Source organism: Chitinophaga nivalis (genome assembly GCF_025989125.1).
Classification (GTDB): Bacteria; Bacteroidota; Bacteroidia; order Chitinophagales; family Chitinophagaceae; genus Chitinophaga; species Chitinophaga nivalis.
In genome coordinates, this window is record NZ_JAPDNR010000001.1 from 6,822,014 (window position 1) to 6,842,817 (window position 20,804).

Below are 20,804 nucleotides of genomic sequence, written 5' to 3' on the forward strand. Positions count from 1 at the left end.
TCATCCTAAAATGACCTGCTCCTGCGGAAGGTTGTTATTGATAGCGGGCGAAGTAGAGCAAGGAGTTGAGGGCAAAATCAGGAATAGCATCCTGGTGGCTCTTACCAGGAATGATCAGGTACTCAGCGTCTACACCTTTGCTTTTAAAGCCGGCATAGGCGCGGTCTGAGTTAAAAATGGGCACATTACGATCGGCATCTGAATGTATCAGCAGTACCGGCGAAAGTGGTTTCCAGTCATAAATATCATTCTGGGACAATATATTCAACAACTGTGTATCGTTTCCATTCAGCACGTTGGCTTTAAATACGGGATTCAGCAGTTGCGCCGGATTCAACGGCAATACAGCCTGGGAAATCGGGCGGGTGGCTACTTCCACGTCATACGGTGCTTTGAGGAAAGTATTCAGGGGTCTGTTCAGGTGATAAATTCTGTTGAAGCTGGTGAGCACCCAGATGTGGCTTCTGATATAAAAAGAGTCCCTGTCTTCATCACGTTCCAGGAAATAGCGCGCCGTACTGGTGATGTCATAGGCGCCTGCACCATAGGAAGCTGCCGTTACCGGTAACTGGGTGGCATATTGCTCCTGCAGCAACCTGTGTAATGCCATCGTTGCATAGCCACCTTCGGAATAGCCGGCCAGGAACAATTTTTTATCCCATTGTATATGCTGTTCTTCCAGCCATTGCTTTACGGCAATGATCATATCCGCAGAGGTGCGGGCCAGCGAAGCAGCATGCTGATAGGGATGCGGAATATTAGCCGTGTTGCCATAGCCCAGATAATCCGGTACAATCACGGCGCTACCCAGGGCCGCCGCTACCGGAATCCAGTAATGTAAAGGGCCATCCGGATTAAAGAAAGAAGCCGCCTGCTTCGGGTCGAACACCGTTCCATTCTGGAAGCTGATCAGCGAAACCGATTCCCTGTCTTTGGGAATGACCAGGAGTCCGCTCGCATCCACCGGTACGCCATCCGGATCGGTGGTAGGATAGGTCACCTTGTAAACATTCACCACCGTGCTGACAAGCAGCGCCCACAGCGAATTAGGGTCAATACCATCAATGGTGGTGGCACGAGCATTCAGGAGCTCTTTTTTGATTTGTTTTTCTCCCAGCAATTCAACGGTAGGCTTATGCGCCGGCGCGGCAGCAGGAGGAGTGGCATCTTTGCGGCAACCAGCCACGAATACAATACCAGCAATCAATACAAATGCAAAAGCGCGAAGAGCAGTACATCTGATCATAGTAATGGTTTTAAGAGATGAGCAATAGGGTTGTAGTGAGGGTGGGTTTTATATTGGGTACTAACAACGTTGCGCCGATAATAGTTCAGGTATTTTAATTTAAAACGCGTCTATTTCCTGCTGTTTAAAATACACTGGTGCAAAGATATTAACACTGCCCTGTTATGACATTGCATCCCGGGAACCAGTATGCACTTCTCCCGGGATACCATGGGATTATATAGCAGTGGCGGCTATTTCGCGCCGTAAAAAATATTTAAAGTCATCCTGTGTAACATCAGTACCAGGCGTCTTTCGCCAGATAGTTGCTGACATAATCCGTCACGCCTTCTTCCAGGGAATAAAAAGCATCGGGGTAACCGGCTGCCTGTAGTTTAGCCATGCTGGCCTCTGTGAAGTACTGATATTTATCCCGTATATCTTCCGGCATATCAATATAGGTAATATCAGCGGGGATATCCATACCGGCAAACGTGCTGGTCACCAGGGCCACAAAGCTACGGGCATGGCCCGTTCCCAGGTTATACAACCCACTGGCTGTGCTGGTATGTTGCGATAGCCAATAAGCTACTTTCAGGATATCCTTTACATAGATGAAATCCCGTAACTGTTCTCCATCGCGGAAATCCGGCCGGTGCGACCGGAACAGTTTCACCTGCCCATGCTTCCGGATCTGGTGATAGGAATGCCAGATCATACTGGCCATACGGCCTTTATGGTATTCATTGGGACCATATACATTAAAGAATTTCAGTCCCGCCCAAAAAGGCGGCTGCTCCGTTTGCTGCAATACCCATTTATCAAACTCATTCTTTGATATGCCGTATGCATTCAGCGGCTGCAACGCCGTAACGATGCCATGATCATCTGCATAGCCCTGTTCTCCGCCGCCATAGGTGGCTGCAGAAGAAGCATACACCAGCGGTATCTGATGGCGTACGCAATATTCCCATACACGGCGGGAATAGGTTACATTAAAATACTCCTGTATCGTATAGTCGAACTCGGTAGTATCTGTGCGTGCCCCCAGATGAAACACAAAATCGATCTGCCGGTCTGCAGCCGCCAGCCAGTCGAAGAAAACTTCCCGTTCTATACAGGCTTCATAGGTTTTACCGGCAAGGTTTTGCTGTCTGTCTTCCCGGGTAAAATCATCTACCAGAATTAATTGCTCAAATCCTTTTTCATTTAAAAATCCTACCAGACAACTGCCGATAAAACCGGCACTCCCTGTTACGACAATTCTGCTGTGCTTATCCATAAATTTTTCCGGTGATTACACCCGCTTTAAGTTATGTGTGGTGTGAATACGATTCACGATTAACGTAGTAGATCTATCAGGCAACAATGGCAGAATGATCACCTCTCCTCCCTGTTCCTCTACCAGACCTGCTTCCGGCAAGGTAGCCCGGGTATAGTCGCCTCCTTTGACAAATACATCCGGTTTAATCAGGCTGATCAAAGGAGCAGCGGTATCTTCTGCTTCGGAGCCAAAAGGAATAATATGGTGTACCGCTCCCAGTCCGCCCAGTACTTCCATGCGGTCTTCCAGGGTATTGATGGGGCGGGAACTGCCTTTCAGCCGCCGGATGCTATCATCGGTATTGATGCCTACCATCAGGATGTGTCCCAGTTCCCGGGCGCGGTTCAGGTAATTCACATGCCCGCTGTGCAGGATATCGAAACACCCATTGGTAAAGACAATCTTTTTCCCCTGGGATTTATAGATAGCGCTGATGTATGCCAGTTGCTGCGGGTCTGTTACATATTTTTCGTTGACAGATAAATAGGCCGTCAGCTCCTCACAGGTACAACAGGCCGTGGTATGCTTGCTCACGGCAACAGCCGCCGCTGCGGCCGATACTTCTGCTGCTGCAGGAATATCAGCTCCCGCCAGGCAGGCCAGCGTGAAAGCGCTGATATAGGCATCTCCGGCACCCGCCACATTGAGGGGTGGTACTTCATGCGCATGGCTGCGGTACGCCAACTGGTTGCCGGCAAAAATAACAGCGCCTTCTTCATCGAGCGTAGCCGCGGTAATAGCAGCGCCTGTAGCGGCAAACATGGCAGCGCCGGACTCCTGCAGCTGCCGGGCCCGGGCCTCATACTTTGTTGCTATCTGTAACAACTGTACCGTTTCGGCATAGTTGGGCTTCACCAAAGAAGGACTCAGCGACCGGAAAGCTTCCAGCCGCCTGGAATCTACGGCAATGAATTTTTCCCGGCGCCGGTTCAGTGCCTGCAACGCCGCAATCACGCCCGGTGTAATCAGTCCTTTATTATAGTCTGCAATCACAATGGCATCATGCAATGGATACTGCTCTTCCAGCAACACAATAAATGCCTGCTCCTGTTCCGCACTGATCTGATGTACCGAACCGCTGTCGTAGCGGATCAGCAATTGCTTGCCAGACATCACCCGGGTTTTCACCAGGGTGCTCCTTTCCGGATCCCGTAAAATCCGGCACGTCACACCTGTAGCCGATAACAATGCCTGGGCTTTTTCACTATACTCATCTGCGCCGCATATGCTGCAAAAGGTAACGGCAGCACCCAGGTGTTTCAGGTTGGCAGCTGTATTGGCAGCACCGCCTGGTACGGTGCTATTGTTCAGGATATCTACAACGGGCACGGTGGCTTCCGGCGTCAGGCGGGTACTGGCGCCTTTCAGGTATACATCCAGCATCAGGTCTCCAATAACCAATACCGAAAACTGCCGGAACTGTGAGATTAAATGTTTGTACATGGCTGAAGGATCATTTACAATGAATAACGGGTATATTTTTTTCTTCCGTGGGCAAAAAAATCGGGCATAACAACACTTACTCCATCAGTTGGCTACCCATCACGCGATGCATACTGCGGGTATTTCCAATTCCATTAAATTACAATAATTAATGAAAGTTTCGCCGAAAAATAAATAAATGGAAACAACTGCGGGTATACAGCACTATCTATATAAAAAAAGGGTGCAACCACCAGCAGCATCGCTACTTTGCTGTGATGGTTACACCATTATATCCACTGACAGCATTAAAAGCGAGGCACCGGTTTTTAATAACTGTCCATGTACGTTACTTATGGATACATGCTTTTCAGTGCACTGATATCTCCATTGGTCAGCATTCCCCTGTTATAGGTAAAGGAAGAACCATCTGCCCTTACAATAGAAGGATACCCATTGGCGGAATAAGAGTAGGGCCAGTACATCATCACAGAGTTAAAGTCGAACGTACCATAGTCGCTACCACTTTGGTAAATCTGGAAATTACTCTGTTGATTGGAATAGATATTATTCCAAAGGATACGGATATATCTGTCGCGGTCCTTGCGGGTATGCTCATGATATAAACCGGCAGCATGGCCCATTTCATGTACAGTACTGCCCAATGAAATCTGGCCGTCCAGCGTGATATTCTGTGCGCCGCCCCACATACCAATTGCCGCCCATCCGTCGCCGCCATTGGGTGATCCCGACGTAAAATTAACGTAGTTGGACTGGTTCGTACGGGCAATCCAGCGGATATTGGTTTTCGCATTGTAGTGGGCAATCGCATCTGCTATTTTCTGACGGGTATTGTTGGGTACATTACCAGCAATGGTATAGTAGATACGTGCCTGCGGCCATCTGTCTACCGCCAGTACGCCTGCCCCTTCTGTACGGGGTGGAGGTGTTTGGGTTAATTGTTTATCTGACAATAAAATATCTCCCTGAAAAATATTAAAACCACCTTTCTGTTCATAGGTGATTTTTTCTCCCAGAAAATAACCGGTACGTATTTCGCCGGGTGCCTGCAGCGAAATATCTGTTGGTGGGGTCGCCTGTTCTTTTTTAGTACAGGCCGCAAAAACAAAGAGGAAGCCGAATGCAACAACAGTGGTTGCCTGGTGGATCAACGTTCTCATTTATAGCTGTATTATGGGTGAAGAGAATACTGGATGACAGGGCTTCATAAAACGCAGCAATGCTGATGATTACTTCCGGGCTAAGTGGTCTGATGATGGCTACAGATATTGGTTGCTACAGATTTTGGTTGTCACTGATGAATCAAATGTAATGGATAATATGGAAAACAGAAAATGTGGGGATAAATTATCCGGAAACAGCAGTCAATACTGCATTCCGGCTGTCAGACATTATCATGTCGTGTATCCGTGTGGGATATATGCAGGCTATGGCAGAATTGATCCCATTTCAGCCGGCTGTCTGTCATACGATAAGGTAAATTACGCTGCAGCTGGTGCCACAGGCGGGCCATCTCTTCAAATGCCTGGGTATTTTCCCTGCAATGCGCACACCAGTCATCCAGCACAATAGCACCTTCCGGCGAGGCTTTACCCGACAGGTAGCTGCTGATTAACGTTAATCCTCCGCCCTCTTCTTCGTCTATTACCACTGCCTGCTGCGCGTCCAGTAATACCTGGCATTGATGCAATAATCGCAACGCTTTTCCCATCTGGGTAGCTACCGTGGTTACCGACACGCCCAATTCCCCGGCAATGTCGCGGTAGCCCTTCTCTTCTGTTCTGTTTTTCAGGAAGATAGCCCGGCAACTGCCGGATAACAATTTCATGGGTTGTACCATCTCAACAGGGGGTACTGCTGTTGGCGACAATAACAGCCACCAGCCACACCGATCGCACGTAGTAGCATATACGTAGGTCCGCAACTGTGCTGTAAAAACAAAGGATACTTTATACTGCCATAGCTCCGCGAACAGGTTATACACAATTTCGTCTGCCACCATAGCCGATTTTACTTTGTAAAAGGCATAGCGATGCAGTTTTCCATAATGTTCATGAAAAAAAGTACTAAACAATGACAGATATGTACGATCGGTGGCCTCTTCCAAAACTTGCTACAGGGTATTTTGTTGTATCATCTGCCTATATAACACCTAGAGGTGGGGTATCCCCTTATTCCAACAGCCGGAAAAAACAGATTTTAAGTTTCTTTTAACAAAATAACGGCATACGTCACCGGAAGACGCACCACTGACAGGAATCCTCTTTTTTCCTCACCCACCATAAAATCAAATCCGTAATAGGAAAGTATAGGCTAATAAAAAACATCTAGTCGATGCCTAAGTATGCTTTAGCTATGCTTTCAGCCTTTGCTCTCGCAACTACTCCCCCTTTAAATTCCTCAGGATATTCATTGGAGCTATCTACTGTGATTTCATTCATTTCCATATCATAAACAGCCCACCACCAATAATCTTCGTCCATCCATTCCGCCCGCAACATTAAACCCGCCCATTCAGCGGTACAATCATCAGAAAGATCTCCTTGCCAAACAATTGGTTCTTTAGCTAATATTTTCCGTTTGTCATCAATCATTGCTAAACTAGGTAACTATTAAATTCGGGCAAGAAAAATTACGTACACCACAAAATAAAAAAAATTCTAAAAAGATTAGAAAACTCCAAACAAATACCATTTTACGTCCGTATAGCCAGCTATGTTTTGGTAATACCAAAACTCTTAACCTTTTCATGCTGCGCATTCAATATCCTATAACAGAAATAGCGCAAGAAGAATCAAGCACCATTATCATTTAGGCATAACACATAAAAAAACTCGATGCCTCTAATCCTGCTCTCCGAAAATGGAGATAGATAAACTATTGGTTACTCTCTCAGCAATCTCACATATCTTTTCCTTCCCTACCCTGCTTAATGCCCACACTAGTTTCCTTCAACACGTTTATCCATTTCCCACATTTTCCTATAGAAAGTTGGAGTATTATAATTATAATTACACTCCTCACTAACACGCTCTCTAAAAAGTACCGGCAGTTTGGAAAATGTAGTATGTAACTCAAGTAAAATGTTTACTGGTTGGGATTTAATGCTCTTGTAGAATCAACTTCTACAAGGTTATAACTACATAAGAGTATTTCTCTTTACTCTCCTTCGTGATCCCCCTTGGGATTAATACATATACTCGTGATACTTTGTAGTACCTACGTTCGTTAGCAATGAGCATTTATTGCCAGGCGTAATATTAATCTATAATAGGTTCAACCAATATTGTCAAGATCTATAAAAGTCTCATAAACAAGCAACAGCCGTCACCAACATTTACTCCCAAAAATTTCTTTTATATGTGCACATTTAGCGCTATTATAGCGCCTTCTAAACCGTTAGCAACTTAAAACGTATATTTTAACTTTAGCATGGAAAAAAGAATATTTTGGGAGATTATTGAAAAATCTCTGCTGGTACAAGAAGATCAGGCCAACGAACTTCAACGTCTACTTTCTCAGTTTTCATTAAGTGACATCGTAGATTTTGAAATTATTATGAGAGAATTAATCATAGAACTAGATGACTATAAGGTGATGGGGATACCAAAAATAATTGATGGTTATGTGAGCGATGATTCCTACATATATTTCCGGTGTTGGATAATTAGTAAGGGTAGGGAAATATTTGACATCGCTCTGCAGCATCCTGATGACATAGCGAAAATTGTTGACCAATCAACTTTACCTGATTTTGAAGACCTTTTGTATATAGCTGACAATGCCTATCAATTTAAAAGCGGCGTTGGTGATGACGATGACAATTTGCCAAGAAATATAGCCTATAGCAAAGGTTTGGATTACGATTTAGACGCGCCTCCCACTAAAGGTACTAAATGCGAAGAGCGTGATCTGCCTGGTGTCTATCCAAAACTGTGGGCAATTTTTAACTAGTTTCAATAGTCTTCGTTTTAGCATAATCCTATAGCGGGTTAGTTAAGCTAGTACAAAAACTAACCCGCTGTAGTTATGCTAGGACATTATAAAATCGTTGTTCCTACCAACCTGCTGTTTCAGTCTCCATACTCCAAAGCGTATATTCGTTCTTCAAATGGTCCTTAGCTTATATCTTGAAGACTTCGAAAGCAATTTTTTGCTTTCCCATATTGTACTATTAATTTAAAGTTAAAATATATCTTATTGATGCACTTTATCTAGTAGTTTTCAATTCATGGGACGAGGCTCATAAATCGACGATTCTCTCATTAGAATAAATCCTTTTTATGTATACCTATACAGGTATTTTTACGTCATTTAATTAATAAAAAAACATCTGCTACTTAATTTTTTCAAATATTCAACAAACCTATCTTCTTAGCCTTTAAATCTGCTATTTCTTTTTCAATTTCTAAAATTTTACTATTTAGCTTATCACAAAAAGATCCTATTTTCTGCGGCAACCGAGACTGGGCTAAATAGTTACGAAAATCGCCTTCTTCTAGATAGCTCATATAAATCCTCTTTACAATCCTCTCTTCATGATCATTTATTTTAGGCTCACTTTTGATTCGAGTATCTGAATCAGCCTTATTAATGAGAGACCTAACAATAGGATTCGCTGCTGATGGAGCAAAACGGTAAAGTATGACATTTAAATTTATCCCAACAACAAATGAAGCCAACTCTTTAAACACATTTCCAGTTGTAGTCATAGATTCAAATACCATTTCACCATTTTCAATATTTTCGATATAACTAAATCCAATATCTAAATATTTCATTAACTGCATTGCGACATACATTACATCTCCACCATAGGAAATTATTTTCAAAAATTGATGCATCTCTTCAATCACATACATACTATAAAAACTCTCTTTATCTAATTCAATGCATAGCAGCCAAAAATTACTTAAATCACTACCAGATAATGTATTTAAGTTGTGCTTATAAAATGATTCTTTAAATTCAACGCTCTCCTGACTAAGTAACAAAGCAACATAATATTCTTGTTGGGATCTATGCGGGAAAGAATAAATTGCACCATCTAATAATATTATATTTATTGAAACAACTAAATCGTAAATCAGGTCATCTACCTTAAATGAGAGATTCTTTAGTTTTTGAATTTTAAGAAGAATAGATGTCAAATCCTGAAGCTCAAAACTGAACTTATTTTCTATAAAAGCCAGTAGTGAAAGCCATTTTAACACTTCTTCAATTTCTTCTCTTTGTAATCCAGATTTTTTTTCATGTTGAAATCCACCACCTTTTATTGCATCGTGTCTTGTAAACAAAGTATCAGAAACATTGAAATAAAAACGACTCTTGGTTTTGGGTAACTCAGGATAATATTCATACGTGAGAATAAACATGCTTAACAGAAGCGGATTCTTCAAAAAAACAACTATTTCCGAACTCTTTATTTCCTCGATGTTAGTTTTTATTTTATCAAGAAGGGTAGCATCGTGAAAATTCTTCCGCTGAACATCAATAAAACTAATAATAGAATCATTACTGAGTGGTTCAATATTATATGTAATAAATCTTGGGATCGATTCAACATTTGCCTCTGGTCTTGAACTGATTATAAAATTATTATTGTGATATCTATCAATAAACGAGTTAATTTCACTGGTTATTATACTTTTCTTTCTATAATCAAGCTCATCATAACCATCTAACAAAAAAATAAATTTCCCTTCTTGAAGAAGTCTTTCCATTATCTTATCATTAGGTGATATTTTATTTTCTAAAATAATCTTAAATATATAATCTTGAAACCCTTCATTAATAAATGAGAAATTCCTGAATTCAATAAATATGGGAATACGTAAGAAATTACTATATGCATTTAAGAAAAAAAATCTCATTAGCATTGTTTTCCCACAGCCCGCCCCTCCGGTAATTGACAAATATTTATTATTGATTATTAAAGCACCAATATCATCCTGTATACCCCCGAATAATTTTCTTGCAGATAATTGCAGAGGGAAATAAATATCAAAAAAGTAAATTGGTCTATCTCTAAATAAAAATGTTTTAGTAAAAAGATATTTCTGCAAGTGGGATTCTAAATATTTTTTTATTCCAGATTCAAAAAAAGAGGAAACTTCCGCTTCGGTAAATTTATAAAATCTGGTCAACTCAGTGGTTATATCCTTTATTAAAGCCACACTTGATGTTATAATTGATATTTCCATATGTTCATTCTTTTTACACAATTCTGAGAACAAGTAAGCATTTATTATACAATATAGAACCAGATAGGCCTTTCATTTTAATCTATTTGTAACCTCTGTAAATATAATATTTTCTTATCCTATTACAAGGTCGTTGAAAATATTATTCTGTTACTTCTCTTATAAAACAACTCCTCCCTTTTCTCCGTCATCTCACCCCTCCCTCCAAAAAAAACTATTTGCCATCCCAATAAGATTTTCTATAATTGCAACAATGTTTCAAAAATCAACACTCCGCAAATCCTTCCCTTTTCATAAACAATCCGATGCCATGGATTGCGGACCTACCTGCCTGAAAATGATCGCCGCCTACTACGGCAAAGTCTTTTCACTGCAGCACCTGCGGAACATCAGCAAGCTGACACGCCAGGGCGTGACCTTTGCCGACCTCATTGCCACCGCAGAGATATTAGGATTCAAAACATTGTCCGCTGCGTTGCCGCTGGAAGTACTGGCCACCAAAGCCCCACTCCCCTGCATCCTGCACTGGGAGCAACAACATTTCGTGGTATTATACCGCATCACCAACACCCACGCCTACCTCGCAGATCCTGCCCTGGGACGGCGCTCCAAAAAAACGCTGGCAGAGCTGACGGCCGGATGGGAACAGGAACCACACAGCGCTACCGGCCGGGCACTTTTTCTGGAGCCTACAGCCGCTTTTTACGAACAAACAGCGGCGCCGGGGAGTAACACCAGCCTGTGGTCTTTATTGCCCTATTTACGGCTGCATAAAGGCAAGGTGATGCCTGTAGCGGCAAGTTTGTTGCTGGCGGGATTTTTTTCCTTTGTCACCCCGGTACTGACCCAACAGATTGTTGACAAAGGCATACGCGGGCAAAACATACACCTGGTATGGCTGATCTGTATAGGCCAGCTGCTGCTGTTCCTGGGCCGTATGGTCATGGATTTCGTACGGGCGCGGGTGTTATTCCGGGCAGGTACGCTGATCAGTATCCAGCTGCTGAAAGACTTCCTGCTGAAACTGATGCGGCTACCGCTGTCTTTCTTCGACAACCGCCATGCGGGCGATAATATGCAGCGGGTGAGCGACAACCAGCGGATGGAAGATTTCCTGACTACGTCGCTGGTAACGCTGGTATTGTCTGTTATTACGATACTGGTCCTGGGCGGTACGTTGTTGTATTACAACAGCTGGATCTTCCTCCTCTTCCTGGTGGGTGCAGCGGCAGGTATCGGGTGGGCCAATGCCTTCCAGGAGCAACGACGCGTGCTGGATCAAAAGAAATTCAAGCTGCTGGCGGCTAATCAACATATTCTGCTGGAGATCTTTTCTGCGATGCAGGAAATCAAAATCAGCGGTACCGAACAAATCAAAAGTGCGCATTGGGAGCAGCTGCAGGAGAAGTCTGCCGGCCTGAAACTGGAAAGCTTGCGCATGGACCAGTTCATACAGGGCACCGGTGCATTTATCAATGAATTCAAAAATGTGCTGATTACCTGTCTGGCGGCAACGCTGGTCATCAACGGACAAATAACACTGGGCGCCATGCTGGCCATTACATTTATATGCGGACAACTGAATGCACCGGTGCTGCAGCTGGCAGATTTTATCCGCATTGCGCAGAATGCCCGTTTCAGTTTACAGCGACTGGCAGAAGTACACCAGGAGCCGGATGAAGATGCGCCTAACGCGCCGCCGGCGGTATTGTCGGCCATTACCGGTAAAGACATCCGCCTGGAAAATGTATCGTTTCAGTATGGCCATGCGCATTCACCGATGGTATTGAATAATATTCACCTCACCTTACCCGCCGGAAAAATCACAGCTATTGTAGGTATGAGCGGTGGTGGTAAAACCACGCTGATCAAGTTACTGTTGAAATTCTATCAACCGGTGGCTGGCAACATCTACCTGGGTAATACTCCTTTCAGTGAGTTATCCGCTAAATCGTGGCGCAGCCACTGCGGCGTGGTGATGCAGGATGGGTATGTGTTTATGGATACCATTGCCAACAACATCTTTGCCGGTGCAGCGGAAAGAGATTACGAACGGTTATATGAAGCCGGTAAGATGGCCTGCATCCACGACTTCTTTCTATCGATGCCTTTCGGTTATGATACCATGGTAGGTAAAGATGGATATGGCCTCAGTGAAGGGCAGACCCAGCGACTGCTGATTGCCCGGCTGATCTATCGCAATCCGGCATTTATCTTTTTGGATGAAGCTACCAATTCCCTGGATGCCCACAACGAACGAGCCATCATAGAAAACCTGGATCGCTTCTTCCCGGGCAAAACGGTGCTGGTGGTAGCACACAGGCTGAGTACCGTCAAACATGCCGATCAGATTATTGTGATGCACCAGGGCAGTATTGTAGAAAGCGGCACGCACCAGGAACTGATCCGCCAGGAAAGCACGTATTATCACCTGATCAAAAACCAACTGGAACTGGGCAAGTAATACCCGGTTCCGTTAATCCGACACATATGCCACTACAAGTTTTTCCATATGCGTTTACCCGTTATGCAGGCGCTCCGCACCAGGATTTCCAGGCATTGCAGCTGCATGGCATCTCACGGCAATCGCAGCTGCGGCAATGGCTGGCAGCTACACTGCAACATAGCCGGGATACCCTGGAGCATACGTTATTTGAAGTGATCCGGCAACAGGAAGATGATCAGGTGCGTAAACAACTGATCCGCCTGAAAAAAGATATCACTGCCGGTAAAACGATCGCACAGGATTATCAGCTGCCACCGCAGGCTATCATTCCACCTGACTTCCCCGCACAATTACAACGTTACCAGCAATTACATAGCCGTACACGCCTGCTGCAAACTACCTGGCAGTATTATTATGCCCAACGGCTGCTGCAACACAGGCAACAGTTACAACAGCTGGCAGGCAATGAACAACTGCAGCAGGGTTTACTGCTCTCCAGTCCTACCCTGTATGAACAGTTGCCAGCTTTCCTTGCCGCAGACCCGGCAGGATTCCGGCACAAAGAACAAAAAAATGAGTATAGCCTGCTCCGTTACCTGACCCGGATGGCGTTTAAAACATCACCTTTCAGTACGTTTACGTATACCGGTATTACTGCGGTGACGGCGGCATGCCAGGCTATCACCCTGCACACTACTGCTCCCGTGAGCAGCGGCATCCGGCTGAACAACGGATTATTTTCCTATCTGCAGTCTTTACTGATTCAACATCCTGTGTTGAATGAAATGTTATACATCCGGCTCAACAATACCTGGACGATCCGCGACGGACAATTACATTTTCTGGTCAATTATTTTAATATAGAATCCTTCCAGCGCATGCGGGCCGGTAGTATTACCGAATGGCTGACCACCTTCCTGACACAACAACCGGCCACCATCACACTGGGTGCCTTAACAGATCAGCTGTTAACCGCGACGGCGGATGCAGACAGGAATGGCGTGAAAGCCTTCTTGCTGCAGCTGGTCACGGCAGGATTTCTGGAAGCCGGTACCGGATGCTCCGGCATTAATCCGGATTGGGATATCGCCCTCACCAACTTCCTGGCGCAGCAACTGACCGCCCATCCGGCCGCTGCCCCACTGCATCAGTTACTCGTGCAACTACATACTGCCCGGCAGCAATTTGCCGCTGCAGATGCAGCGACACGCAATAACCTGTTAACAGCAGCCGCAGAAGCGTTGAACAGCACTTTACATACCCTGCACACGGAAGCCGGTTTACCACCTGCTACCACTGCATTCCATGAAATGCTGCAACAAAACATTGTAGAAAAACACAGGCAGTCTGGTACTTTCGAAGTGAATACATTCGTACCCCGGCATTTTCCGGCCACAGGTCTTTTTTATGAAGATACCAGCACTAGCGGTATATCCCAGCTGCCACTGACAGCGGTGCAGGACTTCACGACAAAAACAGATCGTTTATGCGAAGCCTTGCGCCCACTGGATTTTCTGCAACCGGAAAGAGACCGCATGCGCGATTTCTTCCGGCAACACTACCCGCCAGGGCATCGCGAAAACGTCACGGATTTTTATCACACCTACTATCTGCATGAAAAAAAACAAGCCACTGATCCTGCTAAAGAACAACGGGCCAGCCGGCAAGCCATATCACCTGCGTTACAGGAAATCCTGCAGCAACGCATACGTATACACGCAGTGGATGCCCGGCATATCCGGTTGGAAGCACTGACAACAGCCACCTCACAGCCGGGCAGTATGGCCATGTTCGTACAATTCTTTCAAGACACCACCACACCTGCCGACAGTATCTCCGGTGTCATCAATAATTTGTTACCCGGGCTGGGTAAGGTAGCAGGCCGTTTTCTCGATCGCTTCGATCCCGCAGTAACGCAACTGTTCAATGAGTGGAACCGGCAACTGCATCCTGGCTATCTGCTGATGGAACTCAGCGATGGCTCCAGTTTCAACGCCAACATCCACCCACCCCTGCTGCCTTTTGAGAGCTGTATGCCGGGCGGTTATAACAACTATCCCGCCGGGCAGCAATTATCGCTGCAGGAGATACAGGTGCAGTATGATGATACCAGCGGACAACTGCAGCTGGTACATCGCCCCAGCCAGCAACCGGTATATGCATTTGATCTTTGCCTGCAGGCATTCTCTATGCGGTCTAATTTTTATCGCCTGCTGGCGCATTTCAACCCGGCCTTTCATATTCCCCTGCGGCAATTTATAGGCACGGTGGATGCACAGCACCGAACGGCATTTCCTGCTACGCAGCAGGAAGTGGTCGTATTTCCCCGGATTACATTTGAAACCACCGTTGTTATCCGACGCATGGGATGGCTGGTCAATAGCCAGGTTTTACGGCCATTATCTGCCAGCGAAAGTGAAGCTGATTATTTACTGCGACTGCATACCTGGCGACAGGCGGCAGGTATTCCGGAACATATTTTCCTGTTCCTCCGCACGCGGTATACCACACAAACCCCGGCACAAAAAAGTGAACTGCGTCCGGATGACTACAAACCACAGTATATTCATTTTCACAATCCGCTGCTGGTGATCCTTTTTAGAAAACTGTTATCCCGTGCAGGCGACCAGGTATATCTGGAAGAAATGTTGCCACACCTACAGTACCTGGAACAACAGGAACAGCAGCCACCTGTAACAGAACATTTGCTGCACTGGTATAAATCCTGAGTTATGAACACCCATTGGTTATCTGCCCACTTGTTTTACAACGGTAATCTAAACCTGCTCCTGCAGCAACTGGTATCTCCTTTTCTGCAGGAAGCACAACCCCTGCTGCGGCCGGACATGCCTTACTTTTTTATCCGGTATAACGAAGGCGGTCCGCATATCCGCCTACGCCTGCAGGTATCTCCCCACAGGGAATATGCGGTAAAAGATATGCTGGCGCAATATGTCCGCACATTTACCGTCCCCGATCCGGACATAGCAGCGCCGGTGTTATCTTATATAGATTATATTCCGGAGACAGACCGTTATGGAGATGCCCGTACCTTACCCCTGGCCGAAGAAATATTTTATTTATCATCGGCGGTCATACGGCAATGGATAGACGAAAAACAAACCTGGGATTATCACCTGGCATTCAGCAGCGCCCTGCAATTACATACCTGTTTCTTTTATGCGCTGCAGGGCGGTTATGGCACCTTCCAAAGGATCTGTGAAGGTTTCATCGCGGGCTGGCTCCCACGGCTATACGATCCCGCCCGCCCGGAAGCAGTACAACAAATGGAGTTAACTGCCCAGATGGAAAGCAGGTATGAACAATACAAAGCTGTGCTGCAACCAGCTATCCTCGCTTCCTGGGAAGCCTTGCAGCAAAAACAGGCCGATGTGCTGCTGCAAACATTCACGATGCGACTGACATGCATATTCCAGCGCTACCGCAAACTGATTACACAACCGGCACAACTGGAACAGATCGCCCGCAGCCTGCTGCATATGACCCACAACCGGCTGGGCATTGCCAATATGGATGAAGCCTATATCATGTATCTCACCCTAAAAAGTATGGCACCTGTTTATGATGACTCAGGCCTCTCTCCGTCAACAAATTGAAGCTGCTGTACTGGAAATAGCGGATCAATTAACTGCCAGCGCTTTGGAAGATGATAAAGGCGTATACTGGCAAAGTCCCCGGCTGGACAAATTCACGCCGGCAGGAGAACACATCAGTCTGTTCAACGGCAGTGCAGGCATCATCCTGTTTTATCTGTATCTATACGAATGTAAACAGGATCCTGCACACCTGCGGATAGCCTTACGGGCAGCCGACCGCCTGCTGGCGCATCCCGATGTAATGGATCCGGTACATTATACTTTTTATACCGGCGCTACTGCTGTACCCTGGTTGTGTATACGGCTGCATGCCATTACCAGCGACGATGGATATCTACACAAGGCGCAGGCACTCATTCACCGCTACGGTGAACGCCTGCTCACACAGGTGAAACAGGCAGACCTTCTCAGTGGCCACGCCGGTAACCTGCTGGCCCTGACACACCTGTACGCCTATACGCAAAATAGTTATTACCTGTCCTGGATCCATCGCATCGCCGATGTCCTCATAGATACCGCCCGTATTGCCCCGGCCGGCCTGAAATGGGACCCGATGAAACATGCCTCCGATTCGCTCACCGGATTCTCCCATGGCGCCGGCGGCATTGCTTTTGCCTGGCTGCAGGCAGGTACCTATTGTAACAACGAGGGCTGGTTATACCTCGCCAAAGAAGCACTTACCTATGAGATGACGTATTACGATATACCCCGCAACAACTGGATGGATCTGCGTATTGGCCCTTCGCGACTGCAGGCCTTACAGGAAGCCTATCAGCAACAACTGCTGTCCTGGAAAACCACGCTGTTTTATCCGACGATGACTGATCTCAATACCTGGGCACATGGCGCCGCGGGATCAGGGCAAACCAGATTATATGCCTACCAGCTGACGGGTGATCCGGTGTATCTCCGGCAGGCCTTAGCCGTTATCAGGCGTTGCAGCCACGATAATGCCCTGCTGAAACGGGGCGACTTTACGTTATGCAGCGGCTATGGCGGCATTGTAGCAGTCTTGTTGCAGGGAGCAGCAGTACTGGATATGCCAGGCTTACAGGAAGAAGCACAGCAAACGGCATTGCGCGCGATTCAATATTATCACACACACGGCACCTATAATCCGCACCGGCCAGCGGATGCGAAAGACCCCGGCTTATTTTCCGGCCTCGCAGGTGTTGGGTACCTGTTACTCAGTACCTTGTTTCCGCCGGGAGCCCAATCCATATTACATCCCACTGTTAGTGGCCAACACGCTTTACCTCTGGATGAAAAGTATACCACCTCCGCCGTGAAACAACGATTGTTTAGTCGTTATTATCCGCAAACCATTGCTTTGTTGACAGCACAAGGAGCGCTTTCGCATGCTGCTATCAGCGAACCGACAGATATAACAGGCTTTACACAGCTGCTTATGGCGAAAATCACAGCTGCTACGGATCGCTATACGCAACAGGTATTTCAGGCGGAAAAAGCCGCCACGGAGTTATGGCAGCAACACAAAGGATGGCTGTATGCCCATCAGCATTACCTGCTGCAACAACCACTGATAGCAAAAGTATTATCTGCGGACAACAGTTTCCTGCTGACGCAGCGGATCATAACAGCCACGCATACACGCATATGGGAAACACCGGACACCAATACGGCCACACCTCCTTATCAGCTGGCCCGCTGCAATGATGTGGATCTTACCATTACACCTGCCGGTAAATTAACCGCCTTGCTGATCCCCCGCCTGCAAACAGCACATACCGTATCGGACTTACTCTCACAACTGATCACAGCATATTTCTCCGATATACCCGCCACCGAAGTAGCTGCCATACAAACAGCGCTGCTGGCACAAATAAAAGAATTACTTAAAAGCGGGCACCTGTTACTGACACCATAGGATATCCACTTACAACATGCCACTATGGCTACTATAAGCTGATAAATGTATCATCCTGCGTAAGGGTAAATAACACCATATCCCGACAACATCCAATCGCCATCATACACAATGACTATCTCCCATAAATAAAACGGGGAGGTACCCATGTACCTCCCCGTGTCCCTTATTCTATATTACGAAGCACTATTGACATACTGGTCCTGTGCAAGGATGTTCATCATCCGTAGGTTCAGTATGCGTAGGATGAGAAGCGCCTGCCAGGCCACCAGCCAGGCGTTTGTTCATTTCGCTGTCGAGGCTGGTTACGAAGCTTTCAATTTTTAAATCTTCCAGGTTCAGTTTTAAAGTGTTTTTTTCCATAAAATAGTTATTGAAAAGATTAAAGCCTACTCTTATAGGGTTTCAGCATTTCCCCGGATTGCAATCCTTATAAAGATACAAAAATGAAACATTGTTGCAAATATTTTCAGCGATTAATTTCCTCTTTTTTTATATTTTTTTATCAGGAAATCATCACCCGATCAATCCTCACAAACGTACACCTACAAAAGCTTTGAAGTTGAGTGGTGTACCATCTATATAGTAAGTAGTTTTAACATCCGGAAACACAGAGCCTACCAATACATCCCCGCTGGAGAAATATTTTTTATCGGTCAGGTTATCGGCCACCACACGTACATACCACTTAGTCGCATCGTATACAACTCCCGCATCCCATTTCGTATAGCCGGGCAGGTAAGTACCGGGTGTATAGGTTGCCGGCTTTACTACCGTCGTTTGTCCTACGCTCAGACGCAGCCGGTCGGAAGCATTTACTGGAATACTATATTGCAGCCAGGTATTCACTTGCTGTTGCGGCACAAAAGCCATGGGAATACCTTCTTTTTCTTTTTTATTATCCTTGCTGACAATCGCATGAGTGTAGGCATAGTTAGCAGAAACAGTTAATCGTTTCGTGATATTTCCGGTCACATCCACTTCTACACCGGTACTGGTAACCTGACCTATTTGTCGCCGGAAACCCGGATGTGCCAGGTCTTTCACGGTGATATTGTTTTTGACAATACGGTAAACAGCCACACTCGTCGTTAAACGATTTTGCCACCATGCTCCTTTGGCGCCAGCCTCGATACTATTACCCCGCAGCGGCTGAAAAGCCTTTTGTTCAAAATCCTTTCCCAGTTGCGGAATAAATGACTGATCATATAAAGCATACAACGACACATTTTCTTTCAGCAACCAGGTAAGACCCAACCGGGGCGTTACTGCCGCCTGCTGATCGGCCCCCGCCTTGGTGCTGAGTGTATATCGTGCGCCGGCATTGATGCGCCAGCTGTCGCCCAGATGAATCATATCATATACAAAAACTGACCACCAGCCATTTTCTGTTACAGAAGGTGTACCCGCTTGCAACATTTGTACACTATCTCTATTTAAGCCATATTGCGGGTGACTCCGATCAAAGTAGAAACTATTTTTTCCGTTGACATATAAAAAATCTTCCCGGTTGTAATTATAATCCGCACCGGTCATCAGGTAATGTTTCACCTGGTTGCCCGTGTTAAAAATACCTTTCACATATACCTGCGCTACCGCCTCTGTTCTTTTTACTTCATTGAATACCGGCAATCGACGTGTGGTATCGCCTTTATGGAAATTCACAGGCGACCTGTTGGCAGACAACAGGTACCACGTTTCCATAGGCGCTGTGGAATATTTCGACTGCGCCACCAGTTTCCAGCGTTGATTGAATGCATGCGTGAATAACAAACGCGCCGATGATGTTTGGGCATAAGATCCCGGCAATCCCGGATCAGCCCCATAGTTCCGGAGGATACTGGTATTGGCGATATCTTCATCCGATCCTATTTTAGTGACGCTGCTACCACCGGCTGCCGTCATGCGAATCAGGTTATACTCTGCCAGTAAGGCCGTACGGGGACTAAAATTATATTGTACCACCGGCGCCAGCACATACTTATGTGTGCTGATAAAATCCATAAACGATTCCTGATACTGATAGGCGCCATTCAACCTGAAAGAAAATCCTTTGGAGCGAACCACACTACCCAGGTCAAAGGCCGCCCGCCGCAGGTTAAAGCTGCCACCGGCGATTTCTATATTACGTATCCGTTGTTTCCCGGGTGTCTTCGTTGTGATATTCATATTGCCCCCCGGCTCTCCGGTGGATGCCAGGAATCCCGCCGGGCCTTTGATAAATTCTGCGGTTTCAATAATCGCCGCATCATCGATAGGACCACGTTGTTGCATCCCATTGACATACGTTGCTGCGGCAAAGCCTCGCATCCAGACTACACTGGAGGCATCAAACACAGAATTGTTGTATCCGAAATACACACCACTGGCATTCCGCGCAATATCCTTCATCACCAATCCACCCTGCTGTGCAATCAGCTCCCGGTTCACAGTGATGATCTGCTGTGGCGTTTCAATAAAGCTGGCTTCCATTCTAAGTGCCGGCGACAAGCTGTCTACGGTAAGCCGTTTCTTTTTATCCATCACTTCAATACCGCGCAGCCGCATCTTCCGCAGGCTGTCCGGCTGGTGTTGCGCCATACTGTGCTGCACGCCCAGTAGTCCACACCAAAAAAACAGTATAGGTAATTTTGCTTTCATATCATTTTTATCACTTAA

Annotated in this window: 14 protein-coding genes; 5 read left to right on the top strand and 9 right to left on the bottom strand. The window is 46.0% G+C overall.

All coding sequences use genetic code 11. The features are described 5' to 3' along the window. Nucleotides 1-34: 34 nt before the first annotated feature. The 6 genes from OL444_RS24780 to OL444_RS24805 form a co-directional block, all read right to left on the bottom strand. Complete coding sequence (locus tag OL444_RS24780; protein ID WP_264729140.1) at nt 35-1,246, bottom strand: alpha/beta hydrolase family protein; 1,212 nt, start codon at nt 1,244-1,246, stop codon at nt 35-37. 277 nt (nt 1,247-1,523) lie between these two features. Next, entirely contained in the window at nt 1,524-2,507 is a 984-nt protein-coding gene (rfaD, locus tag OL444_RS24785; RefSeq protein ID WP_264729138.1) for an ADP-glyceromanno-heptose 6-epimerase, read from the bottom strand. A 15-nt stretch (nt 2,508-2,522) separates the two neighbouring features. Beyond that, nucleotides 2,523-3,992, bottom strand: coding sequence for a PfkB family carbohydrate kinase (locus OL444_RS24790; RefSeq protein WP_264729136.1), 1,470 nt, complete (start codon nt 3,990-3,992; stop codon nt 2,523-2,525). Nucleotides 3,993-4,324: 332 nt separating this feature from the next. Continuing rightward, nucleotides 4,325-5,152 (bottom strand): M12 family metallopeptidase, encoded by an 828-nt coding sequence (locus OL444_RS24795; RefSeq protein ID WP_264729134.1) that lies wholly within the window; start codon nt 5,150-5,152, stop codon nt 4,325-4,327. Between the two features lie 224 nt (nt 5,153-5,376). Then, a complete protein-coding gene (locus OL444_RS24800) occupies nt 5,377-6,099 on the bottom strand; it encodes a sigma factor-like helix-turn-helix DNA-binding protein (RefSeq protein WP_264729132.1) in 723 nt (240 codons plus the stop codon). A 220-nt stretch (nt 6,100-6,319) separates the two neighbouring features. Beyond that, the gene (locus OL444_RS24805; protein WP_264729130.1) at nt 6,320-6,586 is read right to left on the bottom strand and encodes a hypothetical protein; all 267 of its coding nucleotides are present in this window, start codon (nt 6,584-6,586) and stop codon (nt 6,320-6,322) included. Between the two features lie 838 nt (nt 6,587-7,424). Here OL444_RS24805 and OL444_RS24810 point away from each other — a divergent pair. After that, on the top strand, nt 7,425-7,946 hold the full coding sequence (locus OL444_RS24810; RefSeq protein ID WP_264729128.1) for a DUF4240 domain-containing protein: 522 nt from the start codon (nt 7,425-7,427) through the stop codon (nt 7,944-7,946). Between the two features lie 395 nt (nt 7,947-8,341). Here the strand turns inward: OL444_RS24810 and OL444_RS24815 are convergent, their stop codons facing one another. Then, nucleotides 8,342-10,195, bottom strand: coding sequence for an NACHT domain-containing protein (locus OL444_RS24815; RefSeq protein WP_264729126.1), 1,854 nt, complete (start codon nt 10,193-10,195; stop codon nt 8,342-8,344). Between the two features lie 253 nt (nt 10,196-10,448). On the opposite strand from OL444_RS24815, the gene OL444_RS24820 reads away from it, so the two are divergent. Genes OL444_RS24820 through OL444_RS24835 form a run of 4 tightly spaced genes read left to right on the top strand, consistent with a single transcriptional unit; the run spans nt 10,449 to nt 18,146 of the window. Beyond that, nucleotides 10,449-12,659, top strand: a complete 2,211-nt coding sequence (locus OL444_RS24820; RefSeq protein ID WP_264729125.1) for a peptidase domain-containing ABC transporter — start codon at nt 10,449-10,451, stop codon at nt 12,657-12,659. Nucleotides 12,660-12,685: 26 nt separating this feature from the next. Further along, nucleotides 12,686-15,370 (top strand): lantibiotic dehydratase, encoded by a 2,685-nt coding sequence (locus OL444_RS24825; protein ID WP_264729124.1) that lies wholly within the window; start codon nt 12,686-12,688, stop codon nt 15,368-15,370. A gap of 3 nt (nt 15,371-15,373) precedes the next feature. Continuing rightward, nucleotides 15,374-16,258, top strand: a complete 885-nt coding sequence (locus OL444_RS24830; protein WP_264729122.1) for a thiopeptide-type bacteriocin biosynthesis protein — start codon at nt 15,374-15,376, stop codon at nt 16,256-16,258. Continuing rightward, complete coding sequence (locus OL444_RS24835; protein WP_264729120.1) at nt 16,224-18,146, top strand: lanthionine synthetase LanC family protein; 1,923 nt, start codon at nt 16,224-16,226, stop codon at nt 18,144-18,146. Before OL444_RS24830 ends, OL444_RS24835 begins: the two co-directional genes overlap by 35 nt. A gap of 186 nt (nt 18,147-18,332) precedes the next feature. Here OL444_RS24835 and OL444_RS24840 read toward each other — a convergent pair whose 3' ends face one another. Both OL444_RS24840 and OL444_RS24845 read right to left on the bottom strand, forming a co-directional pair. Then, on the bottom strand, nt 18,333-18,509 hold the full coding sequence (locus OL444_RS24840; RefSeq protein WP_264729118.1) for a pinensin family lanthipeptide: 177 nt from the start codon (nt 18,507-18,509) through the stop codon (nt 18,333-18,335). A 168-nt stretch (nt 18,510-18,677) separates the two neighbouring features. Beyond that, on the bottom strand, nt 18,678-20,786 hold the full coding sequence (locus tag OL444_RS24845; RefSeq protein ID WP_264729116.1) for a TonB-dependent siderophore receptor: 2,109 nt from the start codon (nt 20,784-20,786) through the stop codon (nt 18,678-18,680). Nucleotides 20,787-20,804 lie beyond the last annotated feature (18 nt).